Below are 13948 nucleotides of genomic sequence, written 5' to 3'. Positions count from 1 at the left end.
TCGCCTCAATCGCCTCAATCGCCTGATGCGGCCTCAGGGGTGTCTTCCTGGCCTGGACGCGCGGTTTCCTGCGCGGCGGGTCTGCGGCGCGCGGGGGACTCGCCGGCTTGCCGGGCGTCCCAATAGGTATTGCGGCGGGGCTTTTGCTCCGGATCGACATGTGCAGGCATGACCACGTGCGGCAGCCCATCGACATCGACGACCTCGAGCTGTCCGGCATGGCGCTTGTGGTGATCGGACGTGCACATTCCCGCCCCGGACCAGACACTGGTTTCGCCGCCTTCGGACCAGGGCTTCTGGTAGTGGTCGGTTTCGACATGATCCGGCGGCGCGGTGCAGTCGGGCACGATGCAGCCGCGATCCCGGGCCATGATCGCTTCGCGGATCCGGCCTTTGTGGCAGCGCATCTTGCGCCCCATATCCAGTACTTGGCTGTTGCCGCCAAGGACCATCGGGATGATGTTCGCCCTGGCGAGCAGCTGCCGGAGTTCTCCGGGCGGGATGTCGATGCCATTTGCGGTCATGCCGTGCGCGTCCGCCAGGTTCTGCAGATCCGCGAGCCACAGGTAGACCACGAACTTCGGGATGACGACTTTTCGCTCGCCGCCAGCAAATGGTGCGCGCAACAGCGCCATGAACGCGTTGAGCCGGCGACGATGCAGATCGGGCTGCCCGGCGGGGGAGTCCTGCAGGTGCGGCTCGTCTTGCGCCTCGTCTTGAGCCTCGTCTTGAGCCTCGTCTGGGGCCTCTGCCTGCTTTGCGGTGCGGCCGCCGTCCGGGTTCTGGCCATCGTGAGCTTCTGGTTCCTCTTCGGCCCACGGCGGCATGGGCTGATCGCTGCGCAGCCACGACGGCGGCTCGGGTGCGGCTCCACTTCCGTTGCCAGCGTTCTGGCCTGCCGTGGACTCCTGGTCCGCTTGGGAGTCCTGGCCCTCTCGTGGGCCGCCGCTGGCGCTGGATCCCGAACCCGCCGGGCGCTGCTGCTGGGGATCGCGATCGGCCCGGCCGGCCTTGGTTCGTGGGTTGCCGGCCTGCGTGAGCACCGAATGAACCAGCTGCGCATCGGTGGCATCGGTGCGCAGCGAGAAGAAATGCACGCCGTTTTTCACCGGGCCGATGAACATGCCGAGCTTGGGAGGCAGCTGCTTGCCCTGCAGTTCTTTGTAGGTCCTGATTGAGGTGCTGATCTGCTTCTGCGCGGCGGCGGGGCCCAGCTCCCGCAGGGAGTGGGCCGCGGCTTGGTCCAGGCTGCGGCCATCGGTGCCATGCGCCAGCAGCGGCACGGGCACGCCGTCAAAGATGGTGTCCTGCGGTTCGAGCCGTTCAAGGCGCCGCGCGGCGGAAGCGATGGCCCGGCGGTTGGCTGCGCCCTGCCCGTAGAGTTCGGCCAGATGCTTGAAACAAGGCGCGCAGATGCCGCCATCGGGGGTGCGCCGGCCAATGAGCAGGTGCGCGTCGGCAATGCGCCGTTGGGCTTCGAAGTAGCTGATGCCCAGCCATGCGGCCAGCAGCTGGGCGGTGTCCTTGTAGCAGCAGCGCCCCGGGGCAAGGTCCGGTTCCCCGGCAAAGAGCCCGTCGGTGATGGCGTCGGGGTCATCCGCAGGCAAACGCAGGGCCGCGTAGCTGTCCAGTGCCAGCGCCCGGGCGCCGGTGGCCTCGGCATGCAGTGCGCCGGCGTGTTGCTCGCAATGGACTTGCTGGGCGAACCTTTCGGTGAGCTGCAGATGCGCCAGGACCAGGCGCGGGTCGCCCGCATCGCGCACCAGCTTGCCCAGCGCGGCATACAGGGCCAGGCACAGGTAGCCAAGGCGCAGCACCATGGCACCGGACAAGGCCGGTCCGAGGTGCATCGGGGCCTGACATGCGGTGCGCAATGCGGCGATCAGGGCTGGCGCGTTCATGGCTCCATGATCGGGCGCTGGAAGCTCCTGCCCCTGCGGGCAGCTGCGGGATGTGGATAACTGCGGTGGCGCCGCGTTTGCCGCTGTGTGCAATCTTGCGCTTCATCGATGCGCGCGTGGGCAGGGGATATGCGATAGAATCGCGATATGAATCCGAAGCGCAACCTAGCCTGAGCACGGCCCGTTGGCCGTACCCCCGAGTGGAAATTTGGGGGCTTTTGTTGTGTCTGGAACCAAGAACAAGTTTTTCCTATCGGAAATTTTCCGCAAAGCGTGTGAGAAGAGCAGCGTGACATCATCGACGAACGAACCCAGGACCTACGACTTCAAGGACATCGAGTCCAAGTGGCTTCCGGTGTGGGACGAACTACAGGTGTTCAAGCCCGCCGATGATGGCAGCCGCGAACGCCGCTATGTGCTGGACATGTTCCCCTACCCATCGGGCGATCTGCACATGGGCCACGCCGAGGCCTTCGCCATGGGCGATGTGGTCGCGCGCTACTGGCGCTTGCGCGGCTATGACGTGATGCACCCGATCGGCTGGGACTCCTTCGGCCTGCCCGCAGAGAATGCCGCGATCAAGCGCAATGCCCACCCTGCCGAGTGGACCTACAAGAACATCGATACCCAGGCCGCCAGCTTCAAGCGCTACGCGATCTCCGCCGATTGGGATCGCCGCTTGCACACCTCGGATCCGGAGTACTACCGCTGGACCCAGTGGCTGTTCAACAAGTTCTACGAGAAGGGCCTGGCCTACCGCAAGGACCACCCGGTGAACTGGTGCCCGAAGGACCAGACCGTGCTGGCCAACGAGCAGGTCGTCAATGGCGCTTGCGAGCGTTGCGGCACTGCGGTGACCAAGAAGTCGCTGAACCAGTGGTACTTCAAGATCACCGAATACGCTGACCGCCTGCTTGAGGACATGGAGCAGCTCAAGGGCCATTGGCCTGAGCGCGTGCTGCTGATGCAGAAGAACTGGATCGGCCGTTCCGAAGGCGCCGAGGTCACCTTCGGGATCGAAGGGCACGAGGACAAGCCTGCGCTGCAGATCCCGGTCTTCACCACCCGCCCGGACACCCTGTACGGTGCTACCTTCATGGTGGTCGCCGCCGACGCGCAGCTGGCTGGCGAACTGGTCACCGATGAGCACCGCGCCGCCTTGGAGGAATACCAGGAGCAGGTCAAGGCCCTGTCCGAGATCGAGCGCCAGTCCAGCGAACGCGAGAAGACCGGCGTATTCACCGGCCGCTACGCGATCAACCCGCTCTCCGGGGAGAAGCTGCCGGTCTGGGCGGCGGACTACGTGCTGGCCGACTACGGCACCGGAGCCATCATGGCCGTGCCTGCGCACGACCAGCGCGACCTGGACTTCGCCAAGGCCTTTGACCTGCCAGTACGCGTGGTCGTCGAAACCGGTGAAGAAGACCCGAACGAAACCGGCACCGCCACCGCGGGCGAAGGCCAGCTGGTCAATTCGGGGCAGCTGTCCGGTTTGGAGAAGACCGAGGCGATCGCCAAGGCCATTGAGATCGTGGAAGCTGCCGGCACCGGCAAGCACACCATCAACTTCCGCCTGCGCGACTGGTTGCTGTCCCGCCAGCGCTTCTGGGGCACCCCGATCCCGATCATCCACTGCGCCGATTGCGGCGAGGTCCCGGTTCCCGACGACCAGCTGCCGGTGCGCCTGCCCGATAACCTGCGCGGCGAGCAACTGGCCCCGAAGGGCACCTCCCCGCTGGCCGCCGCCGAGGAATGGGTCAACGTGGCCTGCCCGCAGTGCGGCGGCGCCGCCAAGCGCGACACCGACACCATGGACACCTTCGTGGATTCCTCCTGGTACTTCCTGCGCTTCGTCTCCCCGCAGTACACGCAGGGCCCTTTCGACCCGAAGGCCGTGCGCGACTGGATGCCGGTAGGCCAGTACGTCGGCGGGGTCGAGCACGCGATCCTGCACCTGCTGTACTCGCGCTTCTTCACCAAGGTCATCCACGACCTGGGCCTGATCGACGCGACCGAGCCGTTCTCCGCGCTGCTGAACCAGGGCCAGGTCCTGAACGGCGGCAAGGCGATGAGCAAGTCGCTGGGCAACGGCGTGGATTTGGGCGAGCAGCTGGACAAGTTCGGCGTCGACGCGGTACGCCTGACCATGGTCTTCGCCTCCCCGCCGGAGGACGACGTGGACTGGGCCGATGTCTCCCCATCGGGCTCGCAGAAGTTCCTGGCCCGCGCCTGGCGCATCGCCCAGGACACCACCAGCGAGGCCGGCGTGGACTACGCGGCAGGGGACAAGGCGCTGCGCCAGGTCACCCACCGCACCGTGCATGAATCCGCCGCGCTGCTGGATTCGGGCAAGTTCAACGTGGTCATCGCCAAGACCATGGAGCTGGTCAACGCGACCCGCAAGACCATCGACTCCGGTGCCGGGGCAGCGGACCCGGCAGTGCGCGAGGCCGCCACGGTGACCGCCCAGCTGCTGAGCATGTTCGCCCCGTACACCGCAGAGGACATGTGGGAAGCGCTGGGCTATGCGCCCTCCGTGGTCACCAGCGCCTGGCCTGAAGTGGACGAGTCGCTGCTGGTCGATGACACCATCACCGCGGTCGTGCAGATCAAGGGCAAGGTCCGTGCCCGCCTGGAGGTTCCGGTGGACATCACCGAGGAGCAGCTGCGCGCCCAGGCCCTGGCCCACGAGTCGGTGATCCGGATGCTCGATGGCAAGGAGCCGCTGAAGGTCATCGTGCGTGCGCCGAAGCTCGTGAACGTGGTTCCCGCCCCGTAAGCTCGGCTCATGACTGAACGCCAGAAAAGCTCGCGCGCGGGCTGGCTGCCCAAGTGGCTGGCCCCGCGCGGGCTTTCGCGTACCCGCATCGGGGTCGTCTCCGATTCGGCGTCCTGCCTGCCCGGGCATTTCGGGCCGCATCCGGACTTCATCGAAGTGCCGATCCCGATCATCGTGGACAACCATGTGCACGGCGAGGACCTGCAGGCGCTGATGATGGGTCTGGCCATGGGCAAGGCGGTGAAAACCTCGCGCCCGGCGCCAGGCGAGTTCGAACGCGCCTACCGGCAGCTGCTCGACGCCGGCTGCGAGTCGATCATCTCGATCCACATGTCCGGGGCGCTGTCGGGCACCGTGGAGGCGGCCCGCTTGGCGGCCCGCAGCTTTGACGAACCAATCACCGTGGTCGATTCGCGCACCGTGTGCCTGCCCCAGGGATTTGCCGTGGCCGATGTGCTGGCTGCCCGCGCCGCCGGCGCCCCGCTGGAGATGCTCGAGCAGATCGCCGGCACGGCCACCGCCAACACCGTGTACTTCGCGGTGCCAAGCCTTGAGCAGCTGCGCCGCGGCGGCCGGATCAGCGCGCTGTCCTCCGTGGTCGGCAGCTTGCTGAATTTCAAGCCGATCCTCGGGATTGCCGAGGGCTCGATCGTCGCCCTGGAAAAGCCCCGCTCCTTCGCGCGCGCCACCGCACGGCTGGTCGCCCTGGCCCTGCGCGACGCCCGCGACGCCAGTGGCGAGGTGCGGCTGGGGGTGATGCATTTCGGCGCCGAGGAACTGGCCGAGGAAATCGCCACCGAACTGGCACCGTTCAGCGCCATGCCGGTCGTGGTCGAGTCCCTTCCGGCGGTGCTGGCCGCGCATACCGGCCTGGGCGTGATCGCCGTGTGCGTCGCCCCCAGCTATCCACAGCCGGCGTCCATCCTGGATCGGCCGCCGGCGCCATAGCCCAGACTGTGGCCCATGGGCCGCCACGACTTCTTCAGCAAGTACGCGCCACGTCCCGGTCACCTGAGATTCGCGATCTCGCGCGTGGCCGTGCTGGTGCTGGTCATTGTGGTGCTCGCCTGGATTGCGATCTCCATCCTGCTCGCGCCACCGCCGGTCGCCCAGGAGCTTGAAACAGTTCCGCTGGTATCCGACCCGTCCGCTTCGGCGCCGGAGGACCGCCAGTCCCCGAGCCTGGCCGCACCCGAGGTCACGGTCCACGTGGTCGGCGCGGTGAAGAAGCCCGGCGTCTACCAGCTGCCCGTGGATTCGCGGATTGCCGACGCGGTGGACGCCGCCGGCGGGCTGGCCAAAGGCGCACGTGCGCAGATGGTGAACCTGGCGGCCAAGCTGGTCGACGGCCAGCAGGTGGTCCTTCCGGGCGCCGAGACGGCCACGGAACTAGCCGCGGCACCGAGCGCGGCGGCGGGCGGGAAGATTTCGCTCAACAGTGCCGATTCCCAGACCCTGCAGGAGCTTCCGGGGATCGGGCCGGCATTGGCAGCCCGGATCATCGACTTCCGCACCGAGAACGGCCCGTTCAGCTCCGTGGAAGAGCTGGATGCGGTACCGGGCATCGGTCCGGCGCTGCTGGGCCAGCTGAGCGAACTGGTGATCCCGTGAACACCGATTTCCGCGGCCTGTGGCTGCTGGGCGGCGCGTGGACCGCCGCCTATTTCACCCTCCCGGTATGGTTGCTGTGGGTACTTTCCGCGCTGATGGCTGTCCTGTTGTTCCTGCTTTTGCGGCCCCGGCACGACCGCGCCTACGCGGCGCCATGGTTTACCGGTCCTATTATCCTGCTCCTGGGGGTGGTGGCCGTCAGCAGCCTGGCCTTCACCGACCCCCAGTGCCAGCTGCCGGGCGCCGGCGAGCAACAGCGCCGTGCCGTGGTCCGCTTCGAGGACCCGGCCACCGCGCAGGGCCAGGGGGCTGCCGTCGGCCGGGCGGAAATCCAGCGGTACTGGGCCAACGGCCAATGGGTGCCATGCCGGGTGCCGGTCTTCCTCACCATTGATTTCGGGGTGCCGGCCACTGCGGGCGAGTTCGAGACCATCCTCGACTTGGAAGCAGCAGCTGCCGGCGCCTTCGATTGGTGGGCGCATGCCGCCAGTGAACCGCAGGTGAGCTCCTGGGTTGAGCCTACCGCCGCGGATTACCTCAAGGAACGGTTCACCCAGGGCCTGCGCGGCCTGCCGGACAATGCCCAGGCGCTGCTGCCTGGCATGCTCTATGGCGATCGTTCCGGACAGGACGAAGCGTTGAGCGAGGCGATGAGATCCAGCGGGTTGAGCCACCTGACCGCGGTGAGCGGATCGAACATTGCCCTGATCGGGGCCATTGTGCTGGTGCTGCTCCGGCTGTTTTCGGTGCCACGGGCACCCAGCGCGATCTTGATGATTGGCGTGGTCGGGCTCTTCGCCTGGTTTGCCGGGCCGGATCCCAGTGTCCTGCGCGCCAGCCTGATGGGCAGCATTGCGGTCATCTCGGTGCTGCTGGGTCGTGGCCAAGGCTCTCTGGGAATACTGTGCCTGAGCGGAACCGCCTTGCTGGCTATCGATCGCTCGCTGGGTGCCGAACCGGCCTTCGCCCTGTCGATGCTGGCGACCCTGGGAATCATCATGCTCGCCCCGGCCCTGACCGAAATTCTTCTCCACATATTCCCGGCCTGGTTCGCGCAGCTGACGGCCATTTGCTGCGCGGCGCAGTTCACCTGCCTGCCGGTGGTCATCGCGTTGAATTCGGATTTCAGCCTGTACTCGCTGCCCGCGAACCTCGTGGTCGCGCCGTTGCTGCCCTTGATTACTGCGCTCGGCATGGCCTGCCTGCTGCTGTGCACGCCGTGGCCAGCGCTGGAATCGGTGCTGATCTGGGTTCCGGGGCTGCCGGCAGAAGCCATTGGCCAGGTGGCCCATTTCGTTTCCGGGCTCCCCGGTGCCGCCCGGCCGTGGCCCGAAGGCCTACCCGGAATCGTCTTGGCAGTGATGCTCTCCCTGGTGCTGTGCACCCTGCTGGTGCTGGGCCGGGAAACCGAGAGGCTCCGGGTCAGGCAGGTGTCCCTTAGCGTGCTGGGAGCGATCCTGGTATTCGCCGTAGCGCTCGTTCTGCCTGCGACGCTGTTCTACCGGGAAGATATCGCGCCGCATTGGAGCATTGCCATGTGCGATGTGGGCCAGGGCGACGCCTTCGTCATCAATCTGGGGGATTCAGAGGGCTGGCTGATCGATACCGGACCACCGGAGAGCGGGTTGCTGCTGTGCCTGGAGCGGCTGGGCATCAGCACCTTGAGCAAGGTCTTCATCACGCATACCCACAGCGACCATTTCGGGGCCGTGGGCGAGCTGGAGAATTCGCACGTAAAGATTGGTGAACGCCTGGTCTCGACTGGGTTCGACCTTGAACTATGGCCCGGTGCACGCGCCTTGGAGCCCGGTACGCGGCAGGCTGCAGGGGAGGTGGGCTTCGAAGTCGTGGGCCCCGAGGCGCGCTTCGCGAAATACGCCGAACCCAACGATACGTCGCTGGTCATCCGGTTCAGCTTTTCCACCGGGCCCGGGACCATCGATCTCTTCACAGCCGGGGACATGGAAACCGAAGCCATGGATCGCCTGCTGCGCCTGCATCCGCAAGGGCATGCAGCGATCCTGAAAGCCTCGCACCATGGGGCACGCAACGGCGGAACCGAAATCATCGAGCAGATCCGTCCGCAGATCCTGCTGGTCTCCGCGGGGAAGGATAATTCCTATGGCCATCCGCACCCCGAAACCCTGGCGATGGCGCAGCAGGTCGGCGCGACGGTGATTCGCACCGACCAATCGGGTACCGTACTGCTCACATTTACCAGCCAGGGCGTTCTGGGTACCGCCCTGGGTACGCCGGTTCGGTAGGATCGTTATATCGACCGATGCACTAAGGAGTTCGATGGCACGCGCCCAAGCAAATCCGGGTATCTCATGGCGGGAACTGCGCCCACAACCACTGATCCTGTTGACCGGTTCAGAGGATTACCTCGCTTCGCGCGCCTTCGAATTGCTGCGTTCCCAGGCATCCCAGCGGGACGATATCCAGCACACGCGTCTTGACGCGGCAAAGTACGAGCCTGGAGAGCTGCTCATGGCCACCAGCTCTTCGCTGTTTTCCAGCGCCAATCTGGTCGAGGTCCACGAACTGGCCCACATGAACGAGTACTTCCTCAAGGACGGCCTGGCCTACCTGAAAGACCAGGCTCCCGAGAATGTGCTCATCATGCATTACTCGGGTGGTACGCGCGGCAAGAAGCTGATTGACGCAATCAAAGCTGCCGGTGCCCTGATCGTCAATTGCCAACCGGTGAAAAAGGACTCCGAGAAGATCGACTTCGTCCAGTCCGAATTCAAAGCCGCCAAGCGCCGGATTACCAATGACGCGGTCAAAGCCCTCGTAGCGGCGGTAGGCAACTCGCTGGCAGAGCTTGGATCGAGCTGCTCCCAGCTGATTGCCGACACCACGGGAACCATTGACCAGGATACGGTCGACAGGTACTACGGCGGCCGGGTTGAAGCAACTGCTTTCAAGGTGGCCGATGCCGCAATTTCCGGCAACGCCCAGATGGCGCTTCGCACTTTGCGCCATGCGCTGGGTACTGGAACCGACCCGATTCCCATTGTGGCCACCTTGGCGATGAAGGTCCGCCAGATCGCCAAGGTCGCCGGCGTGAATGAACCCGCAGCTTCATTGGCATCCGAGTTGGGGATGGCGCCGTGGCAAGTTCAGCAGGCGCAGCAGCAGGCTCGCGGCTGGAAACGCAGCGATCTTGCCCTGTGCGTCGAAGAAATAGCGAATACCGACCGCATGGTCAAGGGCGGCAGCCGTTCACCGGGCTACGCGCTGGAACACGCCATCATGTTCATTGCAGGCAAGGCTCCGGGACGCTAGCCGCTGAGGTTCCAGGTGGGGGCGGGCACGATGCACTCGTGCGTGCTCCCACTGCTCTTTAATGAAGGCTAGCCATCGGCGCGTGTCTGCCTGGAAGCTTCGACGAGCAGTTCCGGGCAAAACAAAACCCCCGCACTCGATGAGTGCGGGGGAGTTGATGAAGTCTAAGCTCGGCTTAGAGGGCGTTAACCTTCTTGGCGATAGCCGACTTGCGGTTAGCAGCGTTGTTCTTGTGCAGAACACCCTTGCTTACAGCCTTGTCGATCTTCTTGCCAGCCAGGCGCAGTGCCTCGGTTGCCTTTTCCTTGTCACCGGAGACTACTGCCTCGTTGACGTTACGGATCACGGTCTTGACCTCGGAACGGACAGCTACGTTACGCAGACGTGCCTTCTCGTTGGTCAGGATACGCTTCTTCTGGGACTTGATGTTAGCCACTTTAATAAACTCTCTCGTTTATCGTTTTATACGGTCGGTAGAGGGTTCATCCTTCAAGCCATCGACTGAGCGGTGTGGGGCACCTATGGCGACCCGAAGGGGGCGTGTTGCCCAACCTGCGCAACACACAAAGATTAACTTTATCAGATAGGGAGCCTGACAACGAGTGCTTATGCGCGTTCGTTTAGGGCGTTCACCACATTTGAGAAGCGTTCGCGATCCAGGATGGCGCCTTCGCGCCGGACGGCTTGCTCGCCGACTCGGATAATGCGATCGAGCTTGACCTCGCTCGGACGCCGCTCGCGGTCCCAGTCGCCGGTACCGATGTCCATGTAGTTGCGGTCGCGGTGATCCGAGTTGTTCTTGTCCTTGCTGGTGAGCATCAACCCCAGCAGCCAGCCACTATCACGGCCGACGATCAGCACCGGGCGATCCTTGCCCTGCGAATAATCCTCTTCATAGGGAACCCAAGTCCAGACAATTTCTCCCGGATCGGCGTTGCCGTCCTTCGCCGGGTTGTACTCGTAGTGAATCTTGCCACGGTAATCACCCGGGTAGCCGGCACCCGCTGGAGAATCCTGCATGGAGTTGGCACGAGAGCGGCTTCCGGCAGTGCTCGGGGACCCGCTGGCCGCGCGGTTGCTGGCCGGGCGCTTGCTTGCCGAATTTGCGCGGACCTTGCTGATTTCCTTCAGCGCGCGCATGACGATGCTAAATATCTTCTCTGGATTCAGTGGCATGGACGACAAACTATCAGTTTCAGGCTGTCGAAATATGAGAAGACGCGGAAATCATGACAGAATAGAAGCTAATCCAACTATGTCTTTTAGTCAGCTAGTGAGGTCTGTTTAGGTGTCTCCATTGGCCCGCACCGCTCCGGTGCCTGCCGCGACCGATCCGTCGCTCATCCGTAACTTCTGCATCATTGCCCATATCGACCACGGTAAGTCGACCCTGGCCGACCGGATGTTGCAACTGACCGGCGTTGTCGCTGCCCGCGACATGAAGGCACAGTACCTCGACCGCATGGACATCGAGCGCGAACGCGGCATCACCATCAAGTCCCAGGCTGTGCGCATGCCGTGGGGAGCCGAAGATGGCACCCCATATGCACTGAACATGATCGATACCCCCGGGCACGTCGACTTCACCTACGAAGTCTCGCGTTCGCTGGCAGCCTGCGAAGGCGCGATCCTGCTAGTTGACGCCGCCCAGGGCATCGAGGCGCAGACCCTGGCCAACCTCTATTTGGCTATCGAGGGCGATCTGACGATCATCCCTGTGCTCAATAAGATCGACCTGCCCAACGCGCAGCCGGAAAAGTACGCTGCCGAGCTGGCCAACCTGATCGGTTGCGAGCCAGAAGACGTGCTGAAGGTTTCGGGCAAGACCGGTGAAGGCGTTGAAGCACTGCTCGATGAGGTCATCAAGCAGCTCCCGCCGCCTGTCGGCGATGCCAAGGCTCCGGCTCGCGCAATGATCTTCGACTCCGTATACGACACCTACCGTGGCGTGGTGACCTACGTTCGAGTTGTCGATGGCAATCTGTCTCCTCGCGAGAAGATCCAGATGATGTCCACCGGCACCACCCACGAACTGCTGGAAATCGGCGTATCCTCGCCGAACCCCGAGCCCACCAAGGGCCTGGGCGTTGGCGAAGTGGGCTACCTGATCACCGGTGTCAAGGACGTGCGCCAGTCCAAGGTCGGCGATACCGTCACCAACTTCCACAAGCCGGCCACCGAGTCCCTGGGCGGGTACGAAGAGGCCAAGCCAATGGTCTTCTCCGGCCTGTACCCGATGGACGGCACCGACTACCCGGTACTGCGTGATGCACTGGATAAGCTGCAGCTTAACGATGCTGCGCTGACCTACGAACCGGAAACCTCCGTGGCCCTGGGCTTCGGCTTCCGCGTGGGCTTCCTGGGCCTGCTGCACCTGGAAATCACCCGCCAGCGACTGGAATCCGAATTCAATCTGGACCTGATTTCCACGGCGCCGAACGTGGTGTACGAGGTCATGGGCGAAGACAAGCAGATGATTACGGTGACCAACCCCTCGGAATTCCCGGATGGCAAGATCCTGGAAGTCCACGAGCCAATGGTTGCCGCCACCATCCTGGCGCCAAGCGAATTCATCGGCTCGGTCATGGAACTGTGCCAGACCCGCCGCGGCACCATGCGCGGCATGGACTACCTCTCCGAGGACCGTGTCGAAATGCGCTACCACCTTCCGCTGGCTGAGATCGTGTTCGACTTCTTCGACCACCTCAAGTCCAAGACCCGCGGCTATGCTTCGCTGGACTGGAAGGCCGACGGCGAGCAGGTGGCAGATCTGGTCAAGGTCGACATCCTGCTCCAGGGCGAGCAGGTGGATGCTTTCAGCGCCATTACGCACCGCGACAAGGCCTACAACTACGGGACCATGATGACCTCGAAGCTGCGTGAGCTGATTCCTCGCCAGCAGTTCGAAGTTCCAATCCAGGCCGCGATCGGTTCGCGCATCATTGCCCGTGAGAACATCCGCGCAATCCGCAAGGACGTTCTTGCCAAGTGCTACGGCGGCGATATCAGCCGCAAGCGCAAGCTGCTGGAAAAGCAGAAGGAAGGCAAGAAGCGCATGAAGATGGTCGGCCGCGTGGAGGTTCCGCAGGAAGCCTTCATTGCCGCACTGTCCACCGACGAGCCGAAAAAGAAGTAGATGCCTTCAGTACTGCCTGACGGCGATCCGGCTCCGGCCGATGGTCTGCTCCCTGCCTCATGCGCGCATGAGGCACAGGGGCGGACCATGTCCTTTTATGTGCATATTCCGTTCTGCACCGTCCGTTGCGGCTACTGCGATTTCAACACGTACACCGCCACGGAGCTGGGCTCCGGTTCCAGCCAAGCAACCTACGCTGCCACTGTCAGCAAGGAAATCAGCTTCGCCCGCGAGGTGATGGACCGTTCGGGCCAACCGCACCGCGAAATTGAAACTGTCTTCTTCGGCGGCGGAACTCCCACGCTGCTGCCCGCCGGAGACCTGGTCTCGGTGCTCGGCCGGATCCGCGACGACTTCGGCCTGAAGCCGGGCGCGGAAATCACCACGGAGGCCAACCCGGATTCGGTGACCCGCGAAAGCCTGCAGGAGCTGGCCGACGGCGGGTTCACCCGCGTGTCCTTCGGCATGCAGTCCGCGGTGCCCCACGTGCTCAAGGTGCTTGAGCGCACCCATGATCCGAAGCGCGTTCCGCAAGCCGTTGCGTGGGCGCGCGAGGCCGGCCTGGATGTCAGTGTCGATCTGATTTATGGCACTCCGGGGGAGAGCCTGGCAGACTGGCGCACCAGCATCGAAGCCGCGTTGAGCTACGAACCTGATCACATTTCGGCGTATGCGCTGATCATCGAGGAAGGCACCAAGCTGGCGGCCCAGATTCGCCGTGGCGAGGTACCGAACATCGATGATGACGACCATGCCGAAAAGTACCAGTTGGCCGACGACATGTTTGCCGCGGCCGGTTTCTCCTGGTACGAGGTCAGCAACTGGGCGAAGACCCCGGCGAATGCCTGCCAGCACAACATCGCTTACTGGCAGGGCGGCGACTGGTGGGGCGCAGGCCCCGGCGCGCATTCCCATGTTGGCGGGCTGCGCTGGTGGAATGTGAAGCATCCAGCCGCGTATCAGCAACGGATCGATGCTGGAATCTCCCCGGGCCACGGCCGCGAATACCCGGATGCCGAGGCCGTGCAGCTTGAGCGCACGATGCTGTTGACCCGGCTGGGTTCGGGCATGAAGATTAGCGAGCTCGATGAAACCGGACGCAAGAAAGTCGCCGGCTTGATCGCCGACGAGCTGATTGATGCCAAGGCCGCGTTCGCCGGCACATTGGTGTTAACGCAGCGAGGCCGGCTCCTGGCCGACCTCGTGGTGCGTGAACTGCTCGATTTCTAA

At 64.1% G+C, this 13948-nt stretch carries 10 protein-coding genes; 7 read left to right on the top strand and 3 right to left on the bottom strand.

Annotated elements, in window-relative coordinates:
- Nucleotides 1–14: 14 nt before the first annotated feature.
- On the bottom strand, nucleotides 15–1901 hold the full coding sequence (locus ACWICV_RS02900; RefSeq protein ID WP_454090763.1) for a hypothetical protein: 1887 nt from the start codon (nucleotides 1899–1901) through the stop codon (nucleotides 15–17).
- 289 nt (nucleotides 1902–2190) lie between these two features.
- Here ACWICV_RS02900 and leuS point away from each other — a divergent pair, with 289 nt between their 5' ends.
- Genes leuS through holA form a run of 5 tightly spaced genes read left to right on the top strand, consistent with a single transcriptional unit; the run spans nucleotide 2191 to nucleotide 9582 of the window.
- Nucleotides 2191–4680, top strand: coding sequence for a leucine--tRNA ligase (gene leuS, locus ACWICV_RS02895; protein WP_454090764.1), 2490 nt, complete (start codon nucleotides 2191–2193; stop codon nucleotides 4678–4680).
- Nucleotides 4681–4689: 9 nt separating this feature from the next.
- Nucleotides 4690–5628, top strand: a complete 939-nt coding sequence (locus tag ACWICV_RS02890; protein ID WP_454090765.1) for a DegV family protein — start codon at nucleotides 4690–4692, stop codon at nucleotides 5626–5628.
- A 15-nt stretch (nucleotides 5629–5643) separates the two neighbouring features.
- Entirely contained in the window at nucleotides 5644–6291 is a 648-nt protein-coding gene (locus ACWICV_RS02885) for a helix-hairpin-helix domain-containing protein (protein ID WP_454090766.1), read from the top strand.
- The gene (locus tag ACWICV_RS02880) at nucleotides 6288–8555 is read left to right on the top strand and encodes a ComEC/Rec2 family competence protein (RefSeq protein WP_454090767.1); all 2268 of its coding nucleotides are present in this window, start codon (nucleotides 6288–6290) and stop codon (nucleotides 8553–8555) included. The genes ACWICV_RS02885 and ACWICV_RS02880 overlap by 4 nt, the downstream gene beginning before the upstream one ends.
- 34 nt (nucleotides 8556–8589) lie before the next feature.
- Nucleotides 8590–9582 carry a DNA polymerase III subunit delta gene (gene holA, locus ACWICV_RS02875; protein ID WP_454090768.1) on the top strand — a complete coding sequence of 331 codons (993 nt, stop codon included), beginning with the start codon at nucleotides 8590–8592 and terminating at the stop codon, nucleotides 9580–9582.
- A gap of 175 nt (nucleotides 9583–9757) precedes the next feature.
- On the opposite strand, the gene rpsT is transcribed toward holA, so the two are convergent.
- Together rpsT and ACWICV_RS02865 are read right to left on the bottom strand one after the other, a co-directional pair.
- Nucleotides 9758–10018 carry a 30S ribosomal protein S20 gene (gene rpsT, locus ACWICV_RS02870; protein ID WP_105658324.1) on the bottom strand — a complete coding sequence of 87 codons (261 nt, stop codon included), beginning with the start codon at nucleotides 10016–10018 and terminating at the stop codon, nucleotides 9758–9760.
- Nucleotides 10019–10188: 170 nt separating this feature from the next.
- A complete protein-coding gene (locus ACWICV_RS02865) occupies nucleotides 10189–10758 on the bottom strand; it encodes a type II toxin-antitoxin system PemK/MazF family toxin (RefSeq protein ID WP_400289083.1) in 570 nt (189 codons plus the stop codon).
- 112 nt (nucleotides 10759–10870) lie between these two features.
- Here ACWICV_RS02865 and lepA point away from each other — a divergent pair, with 112 nt between their 5' ends.
- The gene (lepA, locus tag ACWICV_RS02860) at nucleotides 10871–12718 is read left to right on the top strand and encodes a translation elongation factor 4 (protein WP_105658326.1); all 1848 of its coding nucleotides are present in this window, start codon (nucleotides 10871–10873) and stop codon (nucleotides 12716–12718) included.
- A complete protein-coding gene (gene hemW / locus ACWICV_RS02855; protein WP_332594743.1) occupies nucleotides 12719–13948 on the top strand; it encodes a radical SAM family heme chaperone HemW in 1230 nt (409 codons plus the stop codon).

Source organism: Glutamicibacter sp. NPDC055354 (genome assembly GCF_053644955.1).
Note: the sequence above shows the minus strand (reverse complement) of the source record. Positions and strands in the feature narration are given on the sequence as shown.